Raw genomic sequence first — 21732 nt, forward strand, 5'->3', positions numbered from 1 at the left:
CTACCTCTTGCCGTTCTTGGCGTACTCCGCGACCTTGTCCACATTGGACTTGTCGACGAAGCCGGGACCGGTGAGGACGGGCTTGCCGCCACCGAGGGTGTTGGCGTTGTCCTTGAACAGCTTCAGCATCACGATCGGCAGGTAGCCCTGCTGGTACTGCTGCTGGTCCACGGCGAAGAGCACCTCGCCGGACTTGATCGAGCCGACCACGTCGGCGTTCAGGTCGAACGTCGCGACCTGGGCCTTGGAACCCGCGCCCTTGATCGCGGAGGCCGCGTTCACGGCGACCTGCGGGTTCAGCGCCAGCACGCCGTCGACGGCCGTGTCGGACTGCAGCTTGGCCTTGATGCGGGCCTCGATGTCGGTCGGGTTGGAGATGTCGACCTGGAGGTTCTCCACCGCGCCGCCGAAACCGGTGCGGGCACCGTCGCAACGCTGGTTGAGGCCCGAGTTGCCGGCCTCGTGGATCACGCAGAGGAGCTTGGTCTTGCCGGCGGCCTTGAGCTTCTTGCCGGCTTCCTCACCGGCGATCGACTCCTCCTGGCCGACGTGCGCCATGGCACCGAACTCCGCGCTCTTCGCGCTGCCGGAGTTGATCGTGATGACCGGGATGCCGGCCTTCACGGCGTTGTCGATGGACGTCTTGAGCGCGTCCGGGTTCGCCATCGACACCACGATGCCGCCGACCTTCTGCGACACGGCGTTGTCGATCAGCTTGGCCTGGGCGCCGGGGTCGCCGTCGGAGTTGTAGGTGACGCCGACGCCGAGCTGCTTGCCCGCGTCCTCGGCACCGACCTTCACGACGCTCCAGAACGCGTCGCCCGCGGTGCCGTGCGTGATGACGGCGACCTTCAGGTCTCCGGTGGCCGGTGCGCTGTTGTTCTGCGTGTTCTGGGTGTTGGTTCCCGTGGGACCGCTACAGGCGGCGAGTAGAGCAACACCGGCGAGGGCAACGCCCGCACGGATGACCAGACGAGACTTCATCGTCTCCAGTCCCTTCAGAGGATCTTGCTGAGGTGCGCAAGGCTGCGCGCGGTGTCCCTTAGTGGCGTGTCCACCGGACTTCCGTCCTTGAGCCGGGTGTCCTGCTCAAGCACGAACCAACCGGTGTAGCCCGCCTCTTGAACGAGCTTCACCAGTGCTTCCACGTCCACGTCGCCGTCCCCGAGCGGCACGTAGATGCCCTGTTCCACGGCATCGGTGTAACTGAGTTCGCCGCTGCGCACCTTCGCCGCGATCTCGTCACGCACGTCCTTGAGGTGCACGTGACCGATCCGGTCCGGGTAGCGGCGCGCCAGCTCGACCGGGTCCGTGCCACCGATGAGGAGGTGGCCGGTGTCCAGGCAGAGCTGGAGATCGGAGTCCGCGAGGAACCTGTCGACCTCCGCCTCCCGCTCGACGTGGGTGCCCACGTGCGGGTGCAGCACGGTGTCGAGGCCGTGCTTTGCGGCGATCTCACGGATCTTCGCGCAGGTGGCGACGAGCGTGTTCCACTCGTCGTCGGTGAGCTTCGGTGTCTCGTCGTAGCCGTCGAGACCGGTCGCGGCGGCGAGTACGAGCACCTCGGCGCCGCCGGCCTTGAGGATCGCGGCCACCCGGTCGGCTTCGTCCAGAGTGGACTGGACGTCGGTGTGCAGGGTGACCGCGAGGAAGCCGCCGACCAGGGTGAGGTCGTGGCTGTTCAGGAGAGTCTTGAGCTGTTCGGGGTCGGCCGGGAGGTAGTCGGGCGGGCCGAGTTCCGTGGCGGCGAGGCCCAGGGAGTGCATCTCGGCGAGAACCGTGTCCGAGGGCAGGACGTTGCCCCAGCCCGGCACCTCGCACACGCCCCAGGAGATCGGTGCCCCAGCGATCTTCGCCATGCCTAGTTCCCCTCGATCCGCACCGGTGCGCCACTGCGGCGCGACTGCTCACACGCTTCAGCCAGACGGAGGCTGATCAAACTCTCTCGCGCCGGCGACGGGTTCGCGACCTCGCCCTTGATGACCTGCGTGAACAGGTTCATCTCGTTGACGTACGCGCGGTGGAAGCGCTCCGGGAAGCCTGGGTAGGCGTCCGGTCCGGCGACGTGGCCGCCCGGCTCCAGCGAGTTCAGCGGGGTGCGTGGGTCGACGCCCGCGACCAGCGAGTCCTTGCTGCCGAGCACCTCGATGCGGTGGTCGTAGCCGACCGGGTCGTGCCGTCCGCCGGCCAGTGTGGCGTGCGCGCCGCCCGCGAACTTCAGCATCACGACGGCGTTGTCCACGTCGTCGGCGTCCGCGAACGCCTGGTGCACCAGCACGGAACCGCTCGCGTAGACCTCGACGACCGGCTCGCCGACGAGCCACGGCACGCAGTCGAGGTCGTGGATCAGCAGGTCGCGGAAGATGCCACCGGAGGCGGGCAGGTAGGAGAAGTCCGGCGGGTTCGCGTCGTTGCCGACCGCCCTGACCAGGTAGACGTCGCCGACCTCGCCCGCGCGGATGCGGCGGTTGAGCTCGTAGATGGCCGGGTCGAACCGGCGCTGGAAGCCCACGAGCACCTCGACGCCGGACTTCTCGACGTCCGCGATCAGCGCGGCCATCTCGGCGACGTCGCTCGCGATCGGCTTCTCGCACAACGTGGGGACGCCCTTCGCGATGGCCGCGCGGAGCATCTCGGGGTGTGTGTTCGTCGGGGTGGCGAGCAGCACGCCGTCGACGTTGTCCAGCAGCGTGCCGAGGTCGTCGACCGCCTTGGTCCCGGCGAGTTCCGCCGACGCCTGCGCTGCCCTGCCAGGCACCGGGTCGAAGAGGAGCACCTCGTCGACTCGATCCAGTGCGGCGAGGTTGGTCGCATGCATGGTGCCGATCCTGCCGACACCCGCTACTCCGATCCGCATCGCAGGTTTCCCCTGTTCTTGACCGAGATGTGTTAGAGCGCTCTATTGGTTGGAGCGCTCTAACCCTGTAACTTCTGCCACAAGGTGTCAAGAGGGGAGGTGGTTGCGAAGTGGTCAGGCCGACGATGGAGGACGTCGCTCTGCGTGCGGGCGTGTCCCGTGCACTGGTGTCCCTGGTGATGCGGGGTTCACCCAAGGTGAGCGAGATGCGACGCAGCGCAGTATTGAAAGCCGCGGAGGAGCTGGGGTACTCGCCGCACGCCATGGCGCGATCGCTGGCCTCGCGCACGTCGACCGTTCTCGGCGTGATGGTGTCCGACCTGCACAACGCGTTCTTCGCGGAGGTCGTGGACGGCATCGACGAGGTGGCGCGCGAGCAGGGGTTCGACATCATCATCAACACCGGCGGCCGCTCTCCCGCCCGTGAGCGCCGGGCCCTGGAGTCGCTGCTGTCCTTCCGCCCCGCCGGACTGATCCTGCTGTCGCCCGTCGTGCCGGCGACCGCCATCGGCAAAGCCGCCGAACAGCTTCCGGTCGTGCTCGTGGCCCGGTCGTCGCGGGTGTCCACTGTGGATACCGTGAACGACGACGGGGAGACGGGGGCACGACTTGCGGTCGATCACCTCGTTTCGTTGGGGCACAAGCGCATTGCGCATTTAGACGGCGGCGAAGGCACTCAGGCCGGGCCTCGGCGGCGTGGGTACGTCGCCGCGATGGAAGCCCACGGACTCGTGCCGCAGGTTGTGTCGTCCGAGTACACGGACGCGGCCGGCGCGCGGGCGATTCGCGCGCTGCTCACCGACGATGCACTGCCTACGGCCATCCTGTCCTGCAACGACTTCAACGCCGTCGGCGCGATCTCCGCTTTGGAGGACGCCGGGCTGCGCGTGCCGTCCGATGTGTCCGTTGTGGGGTACGACAACACCTCGCTGGCGGCTTTGCGCCACGTCTCGTTGACCACGATCGACCAGCCCCGTGCCGAGTTCGGCCGGTTGGCCGCCGACGCGCTTCTGCAGCGCGTCCGTGAAGAGCGCACCGAACCCGTGCGCCATCTCCTCAACCCCTCGCTCGTAGTCCGCAACACGACAGCTCCCCCAGGAGGACAGCGTTGAGCACCATCCCGCACTGGATCGACGGCGCCCGCACCACAGGGGTGTCGTCCCGCACGTCCGACGTCTTCAACCCCGCTACCGGCGAGGTTGCCGCGCAGGTCGTGCTGGCCGAGCAGGCCGATGTCGACCTCGCGGTCTCGTCCTCGCTGAAGGCGGCGCAGTCCTGGTCGGAGTCGTCGCTGTCGACGCGGTCGCGGATCCTCTTCGAGTACCGCCACCTGCTGCACACCCATCGCGACGAGCTCGCCGCGATCATCACGTCCGAGCACGGCAAGGTGCTTTCGGACGCGGCCGGTGAGGTGCAGCGCGGCCTTGAGGTCGTCGAGTTCGCGTGCGGCATCCCGCAACTGCTCAAGGGCGAGCACTCCGAGCAGGTCTCGCGCGGTGTCGACGCGTACTCGCTACGGCAGCCCCTCGGCGTCGTCGCGGGCATCACGCCGTTCAACTTCCCCGTGATGGTGCCGATGTGGATGTTCCCCATCGCCATCGCGGCCGGGAACACCTTCGTGCTCAAGCCTTCCGAGCGCGACCCGTCGGCGTCCATCAGGCTGGCCGAGCTGTTCGGACAGGCCGGGCTGCCCGACGGCGTGCTGAACGTGCTGCAGGGCGACGCCTTCGCGGTCAACGCGCTGCTGGACCACCCGGACGTCTCCGCCGCGTCGTTCGTCGGCTCGACCCCGATCGCGCGGCACGTCTACTCGCGCGGCACGGCGGCCGGTAAGCGCGTGCAGGCCCTGGGCGGCGCCAAGAACCACATGGTCGTGCTGCCCGACGCCGACCTCGACGTGGCCGCCGACGCCGCCGTCTCCGCAGGCTACGGCTCCGCCGGCGAGCGCTGCATGGCCATCTCGGTGGTGGTGGCCGTGGGCTCGGCGGGCGACGAGCTGGTCGCCAAGATCGCTTCGCGCACCCGCGACCTGCACCCGTCCGTGCTGCCGGGTACTGATCCTTCAGCCCAGATGGGGCCGCTGGTCACCGGTGTGCACCGGGACCGCGTCCGGTCCTATGTGGACGCGGGCGAGGCCGCCGGCGCGTCGCTGGTCGTGGACGGCCGCGGGTACGCGCCGGAGGGTGCGGAGAACGGCTTCTGGCTGGCGCCGACGCTGTTCGACCACGTCACCCGCGACATGACCATCTACACCGACGAGATCTTCGGCCCGGTGCTGACGGTCGTGCGCGCCGACACGTTCGAGGACGCCCTGGAACTGGTGAACGCCAACCCGTACGGCAACGGCACGGCGATCTACACGGGTGACGGCCTCGCCGCCCGCGAGTACCAGCGGCGCGTGCACGTCGGCATGGTCGGTATCAACGTGCCGATCCCCGTGCCGATGGCCTACTACTCGTTCGGCGGCTGGAAGGACTCGCTGTTCGGCGACACGCACGTGCACGGCGCCGAGGGCGTGAAGTTCTACACGCGGGCCAAGGCCGTCACGGCCCGGTGGCCGCAGCAGCACGGCGTGAACCTGGGCTTCCCGACGCACGGCTGAAAATCGGGGAGATCTCGTCCCGTCGCACCACCTACCCGGTGTACCACGACGGAAAGGGGTATCCCCATGATCAACCGACGACAGGCCATCGGCGCGGCGGCCACGCTCGCCGTGGCCACCGCCGCCACCCAGCTCGTCACACCGGGCACCGCGCTCGCGGCGCAGACGGGCTGGGCCTCCTGCCCGAAGTGCCAGTCGCTGTGGTGGCCGAACACGCCGTACGCGATCCCGTGCCGGGCCGGAGGCCACCACACGAAGGACGGCAGCTTCAGCTACCAGGTGAAGGTGCAGTCCGACGGCGGCGCCGGGCAGAACGACTGGCGGTCGTGCGCGGCCTGCCAGTGCCTGTGGTGGTCCGGCGGCACGGCCGGGCGCTGCGCCGGCGACCCCAACGGGCACCGGATCTCCAGCTACGCCATCGGCAAGTCCTGGTACTACCTGGTGGAGTTCGAGCCGCAGTTCCCGAGCGAGCGGCACCAACGCGGCTGGCGTTCGTGTGCGAACTGCAGCGTGCTCTTCTTCACCCCCGTCGGCGGCCCGAACGGCCGGTGCGCGAGCGGCGGCCGGCACGAGCCGGTCGGATCGTGGAAGTACCTGCTGAGGTACTGAGATCGACGAGGCCGCGGGCATCCAGCCCGCGGCCTCCCGGCGTCACGGCCTGCGGACGTAGGCGACACCGAAGTCCGAGTCCGCCGGGAGTCCCGCCTGGTCGAAGCAGCGAACGGTCAGCCAGACGTTGCGGGCGGGCACCCCGTAAGAGTTCAACCCGATCGCCGTGCACGTCCGTGCCGAACCGAGCGTCGTCACCTGCACGGCGTCCGCCGGCCAGACGACGGGATGGCCCAGCGTCCGGTACTTCACCTGGTAACGGCCGGCCGACGTGCGGACGATCTCGGGCACCTCGCCGAACGCGCGGACGACCTCCCCGCCGCCGGTGGCCGTCAGGTACGCGGCGGGTGCGGTGGTGTCCTGGTGCAGGCCGGTTCCCTGGACGTGGCTGAGCCGCCAGCGGGTGTCGCGGTCGCAGATCACCCGGAAACGCACCTGTCCACCGGTCGCGACACCGCCGTCGTGGCCGCACCGCGCAGGACCGTCGCCGAGCGGCGTCACCTTCGCGAAACCCGCCTCAGCGGCCGGAATCATCACCTCGTACGCGCCGATGCCGGTCCTCGTCGCCTGCTCCGACGTCACCGAGCCCGACTTCGGCACGCCCAGGAACAGGTGGAACGGCACGTCCTTCGGTAGCGCGGTGCTGCCGTAGCAGTTCACGCCGACCAGGCCGTCGATCCCATCGGCGCGGTGGCCGCGGACGACACAGCCGTCGGCGCTCAGCGAGTACGCGGTGACGTGCGGAACCGCCTGCGGGGAACCGATTCCCGGCATCCGGACCAGGTAACGGCCGGTGCCTTCCCTCGTCACGGTCACCTTCCTGGACCACCACGAGTCGTTCTCGCCGAGCCTGCCCGCCCAAGTCGACCACTGCCAGTAGGGGTGCATCTGCGTAGGCACTCCCACCGGCGTGGACGGCCACTGCATCTGCACGTAGCCCCACTGGTCACCAGGGCCGTGCACACCAGGGTCCTTGGGGTGCAACGGTCCCACCTGTTCACCGGGCGCCGGCGGAGGACGCATCGCGGTCACGCCGAACGGCAGGTCGGCGACCCTCCCCGCGTCGTCGACGCACTGGACGGTCACCCACACGTCGTTGATCGGCGCTGGAAACGACGACCAGTTCATGGCGTGGCAGTAGCCGGTCTCGGTGGCACTGGCCTGCACCGTGCCGCCCTGCATCCCGATGCCCTTCATCAGCACGACGTACCGGCCAGGACCCCAGCGCTGCAACGTCATCGCGCCGCCCGTGCTGTTGTGCGACCTGGTCTGGTCGACGCGCAGATCCGTGGAAGTGCCGGTGGTCTGGGCGTAGGCGCCGGTCGACCCCGCCAGCGGTCCGTTCTCCGTGTAGGTCAGGGCGAACCGGCTTTCGCCCGTGCAGCGCACTGCGATCGTCACACCGGTCGCGGTGCTCCTGACGCCGCCTGGCTGGCAGCGGACGTTGCCAGGCGAGTACGGGGTGACCTGCGCGTAGCCGTTGCCCCGCAACGATCCTGCGAGGTCGACCTCATAGCGGCCAGGCCCGAGCACGCGGACCGGGTCGCCGGGACGGACGACGGACCGGCCGCCCGGTTCGGCGAGCAGGACCGTGAAGCGCAGGTCCTGTGCGGCAGCGCGTTCGTGGCACGCCACCAGCACGACCTGGTCCGCGCCCTCGGACCGGTTGTCCCGCACCACGCAGCCGACGGGGTTCGGCAACTGGTAGTACGTGACGGTGACGTGCGCGATCGCGGACGGCGAGGCCGCGCCGGGCATGCGCACCCGGTACACGCCGGTGCTCTCGCGGACCACGGTCGCACCGCTCGTCGTGCCCCATTGCCACGCGAGCGGGACAGGGGTCTCCTGGCCGATCGGCGCGGTGTTCTGGTCGATCCGGGCGAACGCCCACCTGGCCGGTGGCGCAGGTGGCGGCGTCGAGGTCGTGGAAGTGGTGGTGGTGGGCCGGACCGGGACTGCGGCCGGCTCCGCCGCGGTGGTGCGAGTGGACGTCGGCGCCCTGGTCACCACGGCGACGAGCGGTGCACCCCGCGGTGGTGTCGTCGTCGCGGTGGTCGCGACGGGCTGCCCCGTGGTGGTGGAAGTCGTTGTGCCGGAGGAGGTTCCGGTCGGATCGGGCAGGGCGACGTCACCGCGCGGACTGTCGTCGTTCGCCGCGAGCAGCGCGATCACGGCCGCCGCCACCAGCCCGGTGCCGGCGGCCAGCGCCCTGGCCACGACCGGGTTCTCCTGCACCAGCCGCACGACCGTGTCCACGCCGGGCACGGTTGCCACGCGGGTCGTGATGCTGCCCAGCACGCTCGTCCGCCCCACGGCGAAATCGCCGCCACGGCTGAAGAAGGCGATGATCGTGCGCTTGCTCTCCTCGTCGTCGACCAGCCCTGCCAGGCCGGGGCCGAGCGCCCAGCGGCTGTAGTCACGGGCTTCCCGGAGATGCGACTCGCAGGCCGCGCAGCCCGTCGCGTGCTTGATCACGGCGGCGGACGTCTTCGGGTCGAACGGCCCGGCGGCCAGCGCGTCGAGTGCCGTGCAGTGCCTGCGGCCGACGCGGGTCAGCACGTACGAGGCGATGGCTTCGTACGTCGCCTGGCGAGCCCGCTGCAACTGCCGGTCGGCCTGACTCTTCGGGATGTCCAGCGCGACAGCCAGTTCACCGCCGACCACCAGGTGGTCCCTTTGCAACGTCAGCCGCAGGTGCGTCGTCATCACGTTGCGTAGCGCGGGTTTCAGTCCGTCGAGCGCCGCGGTCAGCACGGACAGCAACTCGGCACGGCCCATCAGCTCGGCGATGTCCACGTCGTCGGCGAGGTCGTCCGGCACGTCGCGGTCGTCGCGCTGATCGAGTTCGGTGTAGCGATCCTTGAGCAGATTCCACGCGATCCCGGTCAGCCACGCGTCGAGCACCTGTGGCTGCTGTCCGTTGCGGATTCCTTCCAGCGCACGGACGACGACCTCGCTCACCAGGTCGTCGACGTCGTCGTGACCGCGCAGGCGCCTGCGGAAGTACGGGCGCAGTTTGGCCTGACACCGCACGAACAACTCGTGCCGGGCAGCGCCCTCACCTGCCCGGAGCCGGTCGACCATATCCTCGTCGGCCATCAACGACACCATCTCCTCCTATGGCGGCGGCATTACGCGTCCTGGGCCGGGTGACCCAGGACGCAACGCTCTGATCAGGCCGGATAGATCGCGAAATCATCCATTTGGACCCATGAGTCCGAGCCGGGAGCCCAGTAGCCGAGGAAGACCGTCACCGCGCCGTTCGCGCCGGTGGTGAAGTCGATGGTGTGCTCCTGGTAGCCGTTCACGACTCCGTACGGCCGTTCCACCAGGCCGGTGGAGGCGCCGCGCACGCCGAGGTAGCCCGCGCCGAACACCGGCGAGGTGCGGAGGAAGACGCGCATCCGGTAGGAGGCGTGCGGGCGCAGCGGAACGTACTGCGTGACGGCGTTCCAGTTGCGCGAACCGGTGCGGATGAACGCGTTGTTACCACCGGAGTTGGCATAGCCGAGACGAATGTCGACGCCCTTGTGGTCCGGCCCCTCGGCGTGCCACGGTGCGGAGACCCCGCGGTTCGGCTGCCGTTCGAAACCGCCGTCCTGCACGAGGTTGCGATAGACCCGCATGGTGACGGTGAAGCCGCCGGTGTTGTCGGACAGGTTCTCGTCGTTGATGCCGAGGTCGATGCGGTCGTTGCCACCGGAGTGGTACCCGGCCGGATCCATGCAGCCCGTGTTGGCGGCGAGGAACTTGACGCCGTTGCCGGCGAAGCGCCCGTAGAGCGAGTACGCCCGGCCGCCCTGATGCGGCCAGTTGCCACCCCAGGTGATGGTGTTCGAACCGGCTGGGCCGTGGCTGCCGGACCAGCCGCCGGTGTTGATCGTGCCGGTGGCGCTGAGGTGGATGACGTCACCCGCCTGCAACGCGAGGGGTGCGGCCGTCAGGTACGTCGACCCGTGCACCCACTTGGTCGCGGTGTAGGTGGCGGGTTGACCGTTCTGGCACCGCGACCACGGCGTCATCGGTGCGGGAGCGGCAGCGGGTGCGCTCTGCACACCCGCTGCCAGGCCGATCATGGTCAGGACCAGGAGGAGAAGGTTCCTCATCGTGCACTTCCTTCCCGAAGGCGGTGGGCCTTGCGAGAGGTACGTGCACGGGCCGGAGCAGTTCTCCCCGAAAACTTCGAAGATCTTTTAGGCGTCGACCTTCTCGCGTTCCGGTTCCGCCGCGGCGGGAGGCTTCGGCAGGAAGCGCTTGATCAGCGGGAAGAACAGGATCAGGACGATGACCACGTAGACGATGATCGCCATCGGGCTGTTGACCAGACCGGTCAGCGAGCCGTCCGAGAGCTGCAACGAGCGGCGCATCTGCTGTTCCGCGGCCGGGCCGAGGATCACGCCGATGATCGCGGGCAGCACCGGCAGGCCGTAGCGGCGCATGCCGAAGCCCAGCAGGCCGATCACGAACATCAGCAGCAGGTCGAAGATGTCCGCGTTGACCGCGTAGGCACCGACCGAGGCGAAGAACAGGATGCCCGCGTAGAGGTACGGCCGCGGGATGCGCAGCAGCTTCGCCCACAGCGGCGCCAGCGGCAGGTTCAGCACCAGCAGCAGTGTCAGGCCGATGAACAGCGACGCGATCAGCGCCCACACCAGGCCGGACTCGCGCTGGAACAGCAACGGGCCGGGCTGGATGCCGTACTGCTGGAACGCCGCGAGCATGACGGCCGCGACCGCCGTGGTCGGCAGGCCCAGCGTCAGCATCGTGACCAGGGTGCCCGCCGCGGAGGCGGAGGCCGTGGACTCCGGGCCCGCCACGCCTTCGATGGCGCCCTTGCCGAACTCGTCCTTGTGCTTGGAGAGCCGCTTCTCCGTCACGTACGACAGGAACGTCGGGATCTCCGCGCCGCCGGCCGGGATCGCGCCGAACGGGAACCCGATCACCGGGCCGCGCAGCCACGGCTTCCAGGTGCGCTTCAGGTCGGCGCGAGACAGCCACGGACGGCCGACCGGGATCGGTTCGAACGGCTTGCGGCGCAGGTGGGCGGCGACCCACAGGGCCTCGCCGACCGCGAACAGCGCCACCGCGACCACGACGATGTCGATGCCGTCGGCGAGGTGCAGCGAGCCGAACGTGAGGCGCTGCTGGCCGGTCATCTCGTCGAGGCCGACCAGGCCGATCGTCAGGCCGATGAGCAGCGAGGCGAAGCCGCGGATGCGGGACGCGCCGAGCACCGAGGTGACGGCGATGAACGCCAGCACCATCACGGCGAACAGGTCGGGCGCACCGATGTCGACGGCGTGCTTGGCGACGAACGGTGCCAGCAGGACGATCAGGATCGTGCCGATGATGCCGCCGGTGAAGTGACCGATGGCAGCGGCGGCAAGCGCTTGCGCACCACGTCCCTTGCGGGCCATGGGATTGCCTTCGAAGGCGGCCACGACCGCGGCGCTCTCACCCGGCGTGTTCAGCAGGATCGACGTGGTCGAACCGCCGAACATGCCGCCGTAGTAGATGCCCGCGAACATGATGAACGCGCCGGTCGGCTCCATGCCGTAGGTGACGGGCAGCAGCAGGGCCACCGCCATGGCCGGGCCGATGCCCGGCAGGACACCGATCGCGGTGCCCAGGAGCACGCCGATCGCGGCGAGCAGCAGGTGTGTCGGCGTCAGCGCGGTCGCGAAGCCGTCGAGCAGTTGTTCCACCTAGAACACCTCCATCAACGGGCCACCGGGCAGGGGGACGCCGAGCAGGTTGTTGAACACCACGAAGGTGAAGATCGACAGACCGGCCGCGAGCAACGGGTCGCGCACCGGGTTGCGGCTGCCCAGGGCGTAGGCCGCGCCCCAGAACAGGATCGCGCCGGAGATCGGGAACCCGACCACGCCGATCAGCACGGCGTTCGCGAGGAAAGCCCCGCACAGCAGCAGAACCGTGCGCCAGTCGGCGGGTGCGGACAGGTCGACGTCCTCGCCTGCCTCCGCCTCGCCCCTGCCGCCGCGCAGCACGTCGCGGGCCAGCAGCGCGGCGACGAGCAGCAGCAGCGAGCCGACCAGGATCGGCACGGCCTTGGGGCCGACCGGGCCGCGCTGGGCGAAGTCGGTGGGGATGCGCAGCGCGTCGGTGAGCACCAGCACGCCGAGCACGACCAGCAGGGCGCAGATGCCCAGCTCGGAGTGGTCGCGGAGCCAGCTCCTGCGCTCCGGTTTCGTCACGGTCGTCATGCCAGCCCCAAGTCCTTGAGCACCGTTGCCACCCGCTTGTTCTCGTTTTCCAGGAAGGTCCTGAACTCGTCTCCCGGTGCGAAGGCGTCCGTCCAGCCGTTGCGCTGCAGGGCTTCCTTCCACTGCGGCGTCTTCTGGAGGTTCTGGAACACCTCGACCAGCTTCGCCTCGTCGGTCGGCGAGATGCCGGGAGGAGCGACGATGCCGCGCCAGTTGGTGAACTCGACGTCCACACCGGACTGCCGCAACGTCGGCGCGTCGATGCCCTCGATGCGGTTCTTGCTCGTCACCGCGAGCACCCGCAGCGTGCCGGCCTGGATCTGGTCGCGGTACTCGCCGACGCCGGAGACGCCGAACGCGACCTTGCCGCCGAGCACCGACGCCAGCAGCTCGCCACCGCCGTCGAACGGGATGTAGTTGACGGTCTTGGGCGGCAGGCCCACGGCCTTGGCGATCAGCATCGGCGCCAGGTGGTCGGGACCGCCGGGAGCCGAGCCGCCGCCGACGGTCACGGTGCCGGGGTTGGCCTTCCAGGCGTCGACGAGTTGTTGCATCGACGTGTACGGCGAGTCCTTCGCGACCACGACGATGTCCGGTTCCTCGATCAGCTTCGCGATCGGGGTGGTGTCGAGCAGCGAGTTCGGCGACTTGTTCGTGTACACCGCGCCCACGACGCCCAGGCCCATCGACATGATCAGCTTGCCGTTGCCGCGCTCACCGACCGTGCGGCCGAGTCCGACCGTGCCGCCGGCGCCGGGGAGGTTGAACACCTCGGCGTTGCGCAGCAGGTCAGCGTCCTCCATGGCCTTCGCCGCCGTGCGCGCCGTGATGTCGTAACCGCCGCCCGGCGCGTTCGGCACCAGCACCCGCAGCGCCCGCACCTGACTGCCATCGCCGCTGTCCGCACCCGGCGTCAGCAGCGGTGGCACGAGCAGGACGGCGAGCAACGCCGCCGCCACCGCCACCCACACCTTCACCGACACTGTGATCCCCGCCTCTCGTCCGCGTGGTTGGACATGTTGCTCTGGTGTAAACCTTGATGTCGCTCTTGCGCTTCTAAGGTTTCTTTCGGTCTTTCTGGTCACGGGAGGTCTCATGCGTCGCCGCCGTTCCCTGGCCAGTCAGCTCCTCGCATGGCAACTCGTAGTCGTCACGCTGCTACTGGGCGCGGTGGGCGCGCTGACAGTCGTCCAGACGGGCAACAACTTTCGCTCCAACGAGGAACGCCGGATGCTGTCCGTCGCCGAGACGGTCGCGGCGAACTCGCTGGTCCAGGAGCAGATGGGCAACTGGCGCCTGCTGTCCGCGCCCGCCGAGACCGCGCGCAGCCTGTCCGGCGCCTCCTACGTGCTGATCCTCAACGAGAAGCGGCTCGTGATCGCGTCGCCGGACCCGGCCCAGATCGGGACCACTTTGGACACCCGCAGCACCGCGCTGGAGGGCAGGTCCTGGACCGGGACGGCCGGCGACTCCATCGAGGCGCACGTGCCGGTGTTCGACCCGACGAGCCGCCAGGTCAACGGCATGGTGATCGCCGGCGCGGAGGATCCCGGCATCTTCGCCGGTGCGCTGGAACAGCCCGTCGACGTGCTGCGCTACCTCGCGATCGCGCTGATCATCGGTGTCACCGGGTCGTTGCTGCTGGCCCGCCGGGTGAAGAACCAGACGCTCGGGCTGGAGCCGCACGAGATCACCGCGCTGGTCGAGAACCGCGAGGCGTTGCTGCACGGCATCCGCGAGGGCGTCGTCGGCCTCGACGGGCAGCACCGGATCACGCTGGTCAACGACCACGCGAGCGACCTGCTGGTGTTGCCGGAGGACGCGGTCGGGCGTTCGGTCGAGGAGCTGGAGCTGAACGACCGGCTGCGCGACGTGCTGACCGGCCGGGCGACCGGCGTCGACCAGCTGGTGCTGCGGCAGGGTGTCGTGCTGACGTTGAACCGCATGCCGATCGAGGGCGGCGACGGCGCCGTCGTGACGTTGCGAGATCGCACGGAACTCCTTGCGCTGCAACACGAACTCGACGCCTCACAGCACGCGACGGACACGCTGCGGGCGCAGGCGCACGAGTTCGCGAACCGGCTGCACACCATCGCCGGGCTGATCGCTCTGAAGGAGTACGACGAGGTCACCAACTACATTCACCAGATCAGCTCGGCGCAGGACCAGTGGCGGGCCGAGGTCGGCTCGTCGATCGGCGACCCCGCCGTGGCCGCGCTGCTGATCGCGAAGGCGTCGCTCGCGGCCGAACGCGGCACGGCGCTGCGGATGGGCCCGGACAGCGTGCTGGGCAGGGTCGACGAGGCGCTGTCGGCGGACCTGGTGATGGTGCTGGGAAATCTCGTCGACAACGCGTTGGACGCGCTGGGTTCGCTGGACACGAACGGCGCGGGAAAGTGGATCGAGGTAGGTGTGACGCAGTTGGACGAAGAGGTCCAGGTCGTGGTGCGCGACTCCGGTCCCGGCGTGGCGCCGGAACTCGCGGACGAGGTGTTCCGGCACGGGTTCACGACGAAGGCGGCATCGCACGGCGAACGCGGCATCGGGCTCGCGCTGATCAGGCGGGCGTGCCTGCGGCGCGGCGGTTCGGTGAGCGTGTCCGGTTCGGTCTTCACGGCAAGGCTGCCCTGGTGATCCGGGTGCTGGTCGTCGACGACGACTTCATGGTGGCCAAGGTGCACAGCGGCTACGTCGCGCGCACCGGCGGGTTCGAGGTCGTCGGGGTCGCGCACACCGGCGGGGACGCGCTGCGGTTGGTGCGGGAGTTGAAGCCCGATCTCGTGCTGCTCGACGTCTACCTGCCGGACGTGAACGGTCTGGAGGTGCTGAAGTCGTTGCGCGCCAACGAGGACGTGGACGTCATCGTGATCACGGCGGCAACCGACGTCGAGACCGTGCGCAGCGCGATGCGCGGTGGCGTGCTGCACTACCTGATCAAGCCGTTCGACTACTCGGCCCTGCGCGACCAGCTCGCGCACTTCGCGTCGTTGCGGGAGAAGCTGCACCGGCTCGACTCGGCCGGGCAGGCGGACGTCGACCAGGTGTTCGGCGCACGGCCGACCTCGAAACCGTTGCTGCCCAAGGGGTTGACGCCGGAGACCGCGCGGCTCGTGGAGAACGCGCTGCGCTCACACCCGGAAGGGCTGTCGGCGTCGGAGTGCGCCTCGTCCACGGGCGTCGCGAGGGTCAGCGCGCGCCGGTACCTGGAGCACTTCGTGTCGATGGGACGGGCCGAGGTCCGGTTGCGGTACGGCGGCACCGGCCGGCCCGAACGGATCTACGCGCTAGTCCCAGGAGCCTGACCGGCCGCGGCCGCGTTTCGTGTCCGCGCGGCGCTTCTTCGAGGCGATGCGGCGTTCCTGCGAACCCCTGGTGGGCTTGGTCGCCCTGCGCACCGGAGGCGGTGGCGCGGCGGCCGCGCGCAGGATCGCCGCGAGGCGTTCGCGGGCGGCGGCACGGTTCTGCAACTGCGCGCGGTGCTCGGACGCGGCGATCGTCAGCACGCCGTCGACCAGCCTGCCCGCCAGCCGGTCGAGCATCCTGGCCTTGAGGTGATCCGGGATCGACGGCGAGGCAGCCAGGTCGAACGAGAGCTCCACACGGCTGTCCGCCGTGTTCACTCCCTGCCCGCCCGGCCCACCTGACCTGGAAAAACGTTCGCGCAGCTCGGACGCCGGCAGCACCAGCGTCCTCGTCACGGTCACGTCGTTCATGCCTCCAGGTTAGAAGGTCAGGCCGGGCAGTGTCGCGATCTTTATCAGCGCGTCCCGCCCGAGGACCGGTTCCGGCCGCGCGACCGGTGCGCTGGTGTCGGGCCGGTAGGGGTCGCCGCGGAAGACACCGAACGGGTCGCTCTGGATGAGAACGGCCGTGCCGTCGGGCCGGGTCGCCGACGCCACCCAGGCCGTGGCACCGTCGCTCTGGCTGCGGTCGAAGTAGGTCAGCACCCTGATGCCGTTCACGTACTCGACCCGGCAGTCGTTGCCCTGCACCTGGTCGCAGGAGTGCTCCTGGCCGGCCGCACGGGAGAGGACGATCGTGAGCCCGCCCGAGCCGAGTGCGTCGGTCAGCCTCGCCACGGCGTACCGGGTGCCGTCCTTCGAGTAGAAGGTCAGCGCCTTTGCCTCGCCGACGTCCTCGGCGGTCACGCCCTCCGGGAGGATGTTCGCGTTGCGCAGGATCTGGGTGAGCCGGGTGTTCTGGTCGAGAACAGGGGCGGCCTCGCTCACCTGGTTGCCGGTGGCCTTCTGCGGCGACGCCAGGTAGGCGGTCGTGCCGAACCCCGCCAGCACCACGATCGCCATGGCTCCCGCGATCGCCGAACGCCTGCGCACCAGCCTGGTCCTGCCCTTGCGGATCACCTCCGAGGCGTGGATCCGCGACACCGGCTCGTTCTCCAGCAGGTCGCGCAACGCGGCGAGGCCCTTGGCGGCCTGACTCTTCACCGTGCCCTCCGTCCTGCCGAGGATGCGGGCGGTCTCGGTGATGCTCAGGTCCTCCCAGTACCGCAGCACGACGACGGCGCGTTGCCCCGGCGGCAACGCGCCGAGCGCCCTGCGCAGGTCGAGGTCTGAGGTCGCGTCCGTGACGGCGCTCTCCGGCACGGCGTCGACGATGCGTTCGCGCTGGAAGAACCCGCGCCGGGTCTCGTCGATGGCGGTGCGCACGAGCACCTTGCGGGCGTAGGCGTCGACGCTGTCCTTGCGCACGCGCGACCAGGCCACGTACATCTTGATCAGCGCGGTCTGGACGATGTCCTCCGCGCGGTGCCAGTCGCCGCACAGCAGATAGGCCGTGCGGCGCATGACCAGCGCACGGGCGTCGACGAACTCCCCGAACTCGCGGTCGCGGTCCAAGTGCCCCCTCCTCGGTCGCCGCTTAGTACGCGGCGACCGGTTCAGGAGGTTGCCTCAGAACCGCGGGTGGTCGCCGACGAGCACGGCGCCGCCCTGCTCGGACTTGGTGATCTCGCCGAGCACCCACGCCGGCACGTGGCGGGCGGTGAGCACGGCCAGCGCGCGGTCGACGTCCTCGGGCGCGACGACGGCGACCATGCCGACGCCCATGTTGAACGCCTTCTCCATCTCCTCGCGCTCCACGCGGCCGCGCTGGGCGATGAGCTGGAACACCGGCGCGGGCGTCCAGGTGCCTCGGTCGAGCGTCGCGTGCAGGCCTTCCGGCAGCACGCGGGCCAGGTTCGCGGCCAGGCCGCCACCGGTGACGTGGGAGAACCCGCGGACCTCGGTCTCGGCGATCAGCGCCAGGCAGTCCTTGGCGTAGATCTTGGTCGGCTCCAGCATCTCCTCACCGAGGGTGCGGCCGAACTCCTCGACGTGGCCCTCCAGCGGCATCCGCGCGATCTCCAGCAGCACGTGCCGGGCGAGCGAGTAGCCGTTGGAGTGCAGGCCGGACGAGCCCATCGCGATCACGACGTCGCCGTCGCGGACGCGGTCGGGGCCGAGCAGCTTGGAGTGCTCGACCACGCCGACGCCGGTGCCGGAGATGTCGTAGTCGTCGTCGCCCATCAGGCCGGGGTGCTCCGCGGTCTCGCCGCCGAGCAGCGCGCAACCGGCCTGGACACAGCCTTCGGCGATGCCCTTGACCAGCGCCGCGATCCTGTCCGGGACGACCTTGCCGACCGCGATGTAGTCCTGCACGAACAACGGCTCGGCGCCGCACACGACCAGGTCGTCCACGATCATGGCGACCAGGTCGATGCCGACGGTGTCGTGCTTGTCGAGCGCCTGCGCGATCGCGATCTTGGTGCCGACGCCGTCCGTGGAGGACGCGAGGATCGGCTCCTTCCAGCGGTCGAGCTTCAGCTGGAACAGGCCGGCGAAGCCACCGATGCCACCGAGCACCTCGGGCCGGTGCGCCTTGGCCGCCCACGGCTTGAGCTTCTCCACCGCCTCGTCACCTGCGGCGATACTGACTCCGGCGGCGGCGTAGGTGGCCTTGGCGCTGTCGGTCACGTCAACTTCTTCCACTTGGATCTGGGTCGCAGGGGACGTACCCAAAATTACGGTCGGCGGAGTGCGTCTTCGGCACCATAGCCGCTCGCCAGAACGGGAGCGGCCGAGCCCGACACGCCCTTGAGCCCCTCGAGCAGGTGCTTGCCGATGAGCGCGTCCTGCGGCAGTTCGATCGGGTACTCGCCGTCGAAGCACGCCGAGCACAGCCGCGACTTGGGCTGTTCCGTTGCCGCGACGAGCTGCTCCAGCGACACGTAGCCGAGCGAGTCGGCGCCGACCGAGCGGCGGATGCCGTCGTCGTCCAGGCCGTTCGCGATGAGCTCCGCCCGCGAGGCGAAGTCGATGCCGTAGAAGCACGGCCACTTGACGGGCGGCGACGCGATCCGCACGTGCACCTCGAGCGCACCGGCCTCACGCAGCATGCGCACGAGCGCGCGCTGGGTGTTGCCCCGCACGATCGAGTCGTCCACGACGACCAGGCGCTTGCCGCGGATGACGTCGCGCAGCGGGTTCAGCTTCAGCCGGATGCCGAGCTGGCGGATCGTCTGCGACGGCTGGATGAACGTCCGGCCGACGTAGGCGTTCTTGACCAGGCCCGACCCGTACGGGATGCCGCTGGCCTGCGCGTAGCCGATGGCGGCGGGCGTGCCGGACTCCGGTACCGGGATCACCAGGTCGGCCTCGACCGGGTGCTCCTTGGCGAGGCGGCGGCCGATCTCGACGCGCGTCGCGTGGACGCCGCGCCCGGAGATCGTCGTGTCCGGCCGCGCCAGGTAGACGTACTCGAAGATGCAGCCCTTGGGCTCGGGGGTCGCGAAGCGGGTGGACCGCAGCCCGTCGCCGTCGATCGCGATCAGCTCACCGGGCTCGACCTCGCGCACGAAGCTCGCGCCGACGATGTCGAGCGCCGCGGTCTCGCTCGCCACGACCCAGCCGCGTTCCAACCGGCCCAGGACCAGCGGACGGACACCGTGCGGGTCACGCGCCGCGTAGAGGGTGGACTCGTCGGAGAACGTGAGGCAGTACGCGCCCTTGACCGTCGGCAGCAGCTCCAGCGCCGCCTGCTCGATGCCCTTGTCGGCCGCCGCGTGGGCGAGCAGGCCGCAGAGGATGTCCGAGTCGGTGGTGGCGCCGTTGCGCTCGACGATGCCGAGGCTCTTGGCCTTCTCCAGCAGCTCGGCGGTGTTCACCAGGTTGCCGTTGTGACCGAGGCTCAGCCCCGAACCGGCGGCGGTGGTGCGGAACGTGGGCTGCGCGTTCTCCCAGGTCGTGGACCCGGTGGTGGAGTAACGGCAGTGCCCGACGGCCACGTGGCCCTTGAGGCTCTGCAGGACCTGCTCGTCGAACACCTGGCTGACGAGCCCGAGGTCCTTGAAGACGACGACCTGCGCCCCGTCTCCGACCGAGATGCCCGCGGCCTCCTGGCCGCGGTGCTGCAGGGCGTAGAGCCCGTAGTAGGTCATCTTGGAGACGTCTTCACCCGGAGCCCAGACGCCGAAGACGCCGCACTCCTCACGGGGGTCCTGTTCGGACTGGGAATGGTCGTCGACCACCGAATTGGCTCCCTCACGAATGGGGCTGGCTGCAACCCGAGTGTATGTGGAGCAGGGGGCCAACTACCCCCTCCAGACCCCTGGTGAGGTGATGAAACTCATGCCATCCGGCACTTCGAGAGCTGCAGCGGGATGCCGTTGAGGTACTCGAAGCCCTCGGACTGTTCCTGGCCCACGCAGACGATCTCGTCGCCCACCGCCACCTCGTCGCGCACCTTCGACCCGTCCGCGAAGTCGTCCGGCTCCGCGAAGGCACCCTTGAAGGAGCTCTTGCCGGGTGCGCCGCCGGGCAGGTCGCCCACCAGGTCGAGGTAGACGCGGGTGGCGCAGATTACGTCGCTGTAGCCGTCGTAGCAGGTGTTGATGCTGGTGACCTTGAAGCGGATCTCGCCTTCCCAGCGGCCGAGGCCGCAGCCGGACAGCACTAGGCAGGCGGCGATCGCCGCGATGATCTTGCGCATCAGGCCTTCTTGCAGTTCGAGGCCGTCCTGCGGGTCGCGATGCCCTTCTCCTGGACCCGTTGCTGCACGATGTGGCAGATCACCTCGTCGCCGACCGAGACGGGCTCGACGAAGTCATTGACGTTGACACGTCCCGAGTACCAGTCGCTGACCATGTCGACGGGCTGCTCCTGCGCCAGGACGAGTTCATAGCCCAAGGAGTCGGCCTCGGTGACCTTGAACCTGACGTCGCCCTCGAACCTGCCGTCGCCACAAGCCGTCAACGCGAGACAACCGGAAAACACCACGATGGTCTTGCGCATCATGCCTTCCTGCAGCCGGTCAGGTGTGTCACGACGTTCGAGTTCCCGAACGCGTTGCCCTTCTCCTGCTCGACCTTGCAGAGAACCTCTTCGCCGACTTCAGCACCTTCGATCAGGGACGTCTGCATGAGTTGGCGCTTCAACTTGCCGGGTTCCAACGAACCCTTGGGCGCGTCGCCCACCAGCTCGAGATCGAAGTACTCGGTCAAGGTTTCGGCGACCACCGAGAGGATCTTGTATCGAAGCTCCTGTTGCCAGTTCGCCGCACATCCAGTGAGCAACAGGCAACCGAGTAGCACTGCGGCAAGCTTGCGCATCAGTGCCCCCGTCCGACCTGGAGAACGTCCAGCACTCGGCGATCGCCGGTCATCTCCTTGAGGTTCATGCGGTTCCAGAGCCAGAAGTAGACGACCTCGGCCTCACCGGTCACCTGTGCGTCACCCTCTTCACCTGGTGCCGCAGCGCGGAGTTCGGGCACTTCACCCGCCGTCAGCGAGATCAGCCACGACTCCGGTACGTCGGTCGGCCGCACCAAAGCCGCGCCGGACACCTCGCTCGGCACGTCGCCATCGAGATTGGCCGCGACGATCGTGCTCAGCACCTCGTCGATGCCATCGGCGCAGAGGTCGGCGTCCGTGGCCACGACCTGGCGGACGACCGTCTGCGCGTCGAACCGGCGCAGCACCGTCTCATGCGCGATCCGGCGGTGCCACACCCACGCCAGGTCGGGCGCGGCCGGTGAGAACGTCCACACCGGGCGGTTTCCCGGCACGGCCGTCAGGATCTCCGTGGCGGCGGACAGCTGCAGGTCGAGGTACTGAAGCGGCGACAGCCCGGCAGGCGGGGGCGACGGCCGCATCGCGGTGCGGCTGCCGGTGCGCAGGTACTCGGTGGAGGTCTCCAGGAAGCGCGCGAGGTGGATCACCAGGTCCTGGACGGTCCAGCCGGGGCGCGTCGGCACCTCGGCGGCCGGGTCCGCGTCTGCCACTGCCTTGCGGAACATCTCGGCCTGCTCGATGAACACAGCGGTCCATCGCTGGGCCGTCCACCCTGTCTGCACCATGAACGACATCATGGCCGAAACCGTCCACCGGCGAGTGGGGAACCGGCCATCATGTATCTGCGTCGCAGTGATCGGTGACCAACAGGGGG

21 protein-coding genes are annotated in these 21732 nt (G+C 69.3%); 5 read left to right on the plus strand and 16 right to left on the minus strand.

Features of this window, described 5'->3' with window-relative positions; genetic code table 11:
* From BLR21_RS25960 to BLR21_RS25970, 3 genes are read right to left on the minus strand one after another with little or no spacing between them, the layout of a single operon-like run.
* Positions 1 to 984: a sugar ABC transporter substrate-binding protein gene (locus tag BLR21_RS25960; RefSeq protein ID WP_090009181.1), complete on the minus strand. Its 984-nt coding sequence runs from the start codon at positions 982 to 984 to the stop codon at positions 1 to 3.
* 14 nt (positions 985 to 998) lie between these two features.
* The gene (locus BLR21_RS25965; protein WP_090009183.1) at positions 999 to 1859 is read right to left on the minus strand and encodes a TIM barrel protein; all 861 of its coding nucleotides are present in this window, start codon (positions 1857 to 1859) and stop codon (positions 999 to 1001) included.
* Between the two features lie 2 nt (positions 1860 to 1861).
* Entirely contained in the window at positions 1862 to 2857 is a 996-nt protein-coding gene (locus tag BLR21_RS25970) for a Gfo/Idh/MocA family protein (protein ID WP_090009186.1), read from the minus strand.
* A 110-nt stretch (positions 2858 to 2967) separates the two neighbouring features.
* On the opposite strand from BLR21_RS25970, the gene BLR21_RS25975 reads away from it, so the two are divergent.
* From BLR21_RS25975 to BLR21_RS25985, 3 genes are all read left to right on the plus strand, one after another.
* Entirely contained in the window at positions 2968 to 3969 is a 1002-nt protein-coding gene (locus BLR21_RS25975; RefSeq protein WP_090009188.1) for a LacI family DNA-binding transcriptional regulator, read from the plus strand.
* Positions 3966 to 5459, plus strand: a complete 1494-nt coding sequence (locus BLR21_RS25980) for a CoA-acylating methylmalonate-semialdehyde dehydrogenase (RefSeq protein WP_090009190.1) — start codon at positions 3966 to 3968, stop codon at positions 5457 to 5459. The genes BLR21_RS25975 and BLR21_RS25980 overlap by 4 nt, the downstream gene beginning before the upstream one ends.
* A gap of 66 nt (positions 5460 to 5525) precedes the next feature.
* Positions 5526 to 6068: a hypothetical protein gene (locus tag BLR21_RS25985; RefSeq protein ID WP_090009192.1), complete on the plus strand. Its 543-nt coding sequence runs from the start codon at positions 5526 to 5528 to the stop codon at positions 6066 to 6068.
* Positions 6069 to 6110: 42 nt separating this feature from the next.
* Here the strand turns inward: BLR21_RS25985 and BLR21_RS25990 are convergent, their stop codons facing one another.
* The 5 genes from BLR21_RS25990 to BLR21_RS26010 all read right to left on the minus strand — a co-directional run bounded on the left by BLR21_RS25990 (position 6111) and on the right by BLR21_RS26010 (position 13257).
* A complete protein-coding gene (locus tag BLR21_RS25990; protein ID WP_176929787.1) occupies positions 6111 to 9167 on the minus strand; it encodes an RNA polymerase sigma factor in 3057 nt (1018 codons plus the stop codon).
* A 74-nt stretch (positions 9168 to 9241) separates the two neighbouring features.
* On the minus strand, positions 9242 to 10174 hold the full coding sequence (locus tag BLR21_RS25995; RefSeq protein ID WP_090009198.1) for a hypothetical protein: 933 nt from the start codon (positions 10172 to 10174) through the stop codon (positions 9242 to 9244).
* 87 nt (positions 10175 to 10261) lie between these two features.
* The gene (locus BLR21_RS26000) at positions 10262 to 11773 is read right to left on the minus strand and encodes a tripartite tricarboxylate transporter permease (protein WP_090009201.1); all 1512 of its coding nucleotides are present in this window, start codon (positions 11771 to 11773) and stop codon (positions 10262 to 10264) included.
* Positions 11774 to 12292 (minus strand): tripartite tricarboxylate transporter TctB family protein, encoded by a 519-nt coding sequence (locus tag BLR21_RS26005; RefSeq protein WP_090009204.1) that lies wholly within the window; start codon positions 12290 to 12292, stop codon positions 11774 to 11776.
* A complete protein-coding gene (locus BLR21_RS26010; protein WP_256334945.1) occupies positions 12289 to 13257 on the minus strand; it encodes a Bug family tripartite tricarboxylate transporter substrate binding protein in 969 nt (322 codons plus the stop codon). Before BLR21_RS26010 ends, BLR21_RS26005 begins: the two co-directional genes overlap by 4 nt.
* Positions 13258 to 13387: 130 nt before the next feature.
* Here BLR21_RS26010 and BLR21_RS26015 point away from each other — a divergent pair, with 130 nt between their 5' ends.
* On the plus strand, positions 13388 to 14926 hold the full coding sequence (locus BLR21_RS26015; protein ID WP_090009210.1) for an ATP-binding protein: 1539 nt from the start codon (positions 13388 to 13390) through the stop codon (positions 14924 to 14926).
* Complete coding sequence (locus BLR21_RS26020) at positions 14923 to 15594, plus strand: response regulator (RefSeq protein ID WP_090009411.1); 672 nt, start codon at positions 14923 to 14925, stop codon at positions 15592 to 15594. Before BLR21_RS26015 ends, BLR21_RS26020 begins: the two co-directional genes overlap by 4 nt.
* Here the strand turns inward: BLR21_RS26020 and arfB are convergent.
* The 8 genes from arfB to BLR21_RS26060 form a co-directional block, all read right to left on the minus strand.
* Positions 15577 to 16005: an alternative ribosome rescue aminoacyl-tRNA hydrolase ArfB gene (gene arfB, locus BLR21_RS26025; RefSeq protein ID WP_090009213.1), complete on the minus strand. Its 429-nt coding sequence runs from the start codon at positions 16003 to 16005 to the stop codon at positions 15577 to 15579. The genes BLR21_RS26020 and arfB overlap by 18 nt on opposite strands.
* 9 nt (positions 16006 to 16014) lie before the next feature.
* Complete coding sequence (locus BLR21_RS26030; protein ID WP_090009216.1) at positions 16015 to 17148, minus strand: SigE family RNA polymerase sigma factor; 1134 nt, start codon at positions 17146 to 17148, stop codon at positions 16015 to 16017.
* A gap of 54 nt (positions 17149 to 17202) precedes the next feature.
* Positions 17203 to 18264: a phosphoribosylformylglycinamidine cyclo-ligase gene (gene purM / locus BLR21_RS26035; protein ID WP_090009220.1), complete on the minus strand. Its 1062-nt coding sequence runs from the start codon at positions 18262 to 18264 to the stop codon at positions 17203 to 17205.
* A 47-nt stretch (positions 18265 to 18311) separates the two neighbouring features.
* Positions 18312 to 19817, minus strand: coding sequence for an amidophosphoribosyltransferase (gene purF / locus BLR21_RS26040; protein WP_090009223.1), 1506 nt, complete (start codon positions 19815 to 19817; stop codon positions 18312 to 18314).
* A gap of 98 nt (positions 19818 to 19915) precedes the next feature.
* Positions 19916 to 20278: a hypothetical protein gene (locus tag BLR21_RS26045; RefSeq protein WP_090009226.1), complete on the minus strand. Its 363-nt coding sequence runs from the start codon at positions 20276 to 20278 to the stop codon at positions 19916 to 19918.
* Complete coding sequence (locus BLR21_RS26050; RefSeq protein ID WP_090009229.1) at positions 20278 to 20580, minus strand: hypothetical protein; 303 nt, start codon at positions 20578 to 20580, stop codon at positions 20278 to 20280. Before BLR21_RS26050 ends, BLR21_RS26045 begins: the two co-directional genes overlap by 1 nt.
* Complete coding sequence (locus BLR21_RS26055) at positions 20580 to 20897, minus strand: hypothetical protein (RefSeq protein ID WP_143027876.1); 318 nt, start codon at positions 20895 to 20897, stop codon at positions 20580 to 20582. Before BLR21_RS26055 ends, BLR21_RS26050 begins: the two co-directional genes overlap by 1 nt.
* The gene (locus tag BLR21_RS26060; RefSeq protein ID WP_256334934.1) at positions 20897 to 21643 is read right to left on the minus strand and encodes a maleylpyruvate isomerase N-terminal domain-containing protein; all 747 of its coding nucleotides are present in this window, start codon (positions 21641 to 21643) and stop codon (positions 20897 to 20899) included. The genes BLR21_RS26055 and BLR21_RS26060 overlap by 1 nt, the downstream gene beginning before the upstream one ends.
* Positions 21644 to 21732: the final 89 nt, after the last annotated feature.

It is taken from the genome of Lentzea albidocapillata subsp. violacea (genome assembly GCF_900100275.1).
GTDB classification, from domain to species: Bacteria; Actinomycetota; Actinomycetes; order Mycobacteriales; family Pseudonocardiaceae; genus Lentzea; species Lentzea violacea.

Bases quoted from the DNA above. Each gene is read 5' to 3' on its own strand.
- BLR21_RS25960 (WP_090009181.1), bottom strand. From the start codon at position 984: ATGAAGTCTCGTCTGGTCATCCGTGCGGGCGTTGCCCTCGCCGGTGTT.
- BLR21_RS26050 (WP_090009229.1), bottom strand. From the start codon at position 20,580: ATGCGCAAGACCATCGTGGTGTTTTCCGGTTGTCTCGCGTTGACGGCT.
- BLR21_RS26005 (WP_090009204.1), bottom strand. From the start codon at position 12,292: ATGACGACCGTGACGAAACCGGAGCGCAGGAGCTGGCTCCGCGACCAC.
- arfB (WP_090009213.1), bottom strand. From the start codon at position 16,005: ATGAACGACGTGACCGTGACGAGGACGCTGGTGCTGCCGGCGTCCGAG.
- BLR21_RS26060 (WP_256334934.1), bottom strand. From the start codon at position 21,643: ATGGTGCAGACAGGGTGGACGGCCCAGCGATGGACCGCTGTGTTCATC.
- BLR21_RS26055 (WP_143027876.1), bottom strand. From the start codon at position 20,897: ATGCGCAAGCTTGCCGCAGTGCTACTCGGTTGCCTGTTGCTCACTGGA.
- BLR21_RS26045 (WP_090009226.1), bottom strand. From the start codon at position 20,278: ATGCGCAAGATCATCGCGGCGATCGCCGCCTGCCTAGTGCTGTCCGGC.
- BLR21_RS26015 (WP_090009210.1), top strand. From the start codon at position 13,388: ATGCGTCGCCGCCGTTCCCTGGCCAGTCAGCTCCTCGCATGGCAACTC.
- BLR21_RS25965 (WP_090009183.1), bottom strand. From the start codon at position 1,859: ATGGCGAAGATCGCTGGGGCACCGATCTCCTGGGGCGTGTGCGAGGTG.
- BLR21_RS25985 (WP_090009192.1), top strand. From the start codon at position 5,526: ATGATCAACCGACGACAGGCCATCGGCGCGGCGGCCACGCTCGCCGTG.
- BLR21_RS25995 (WP_090009198.1), bottom strand. From the start codon at position 10,174: ATGAGGAACCTTCTCCTCCTGGTCCTGACCATGATCGGCCTGGCAGCG.
- BLR21_RS25970 (WP_090009186.1), bottom strand. From the start codon at position 2,857: ATGCGGATCGGAGTAGCGGGTGTCGGCAGGATCGGCACCATGCATGCG.
- BLR21_RS25990 (WP_176929787.1), bottom strand. From the start codon at position 9,167: ATGGCCGACGAGGATATGGTCGACCGGCTCCGGGCAGGTGAGGGCGCT.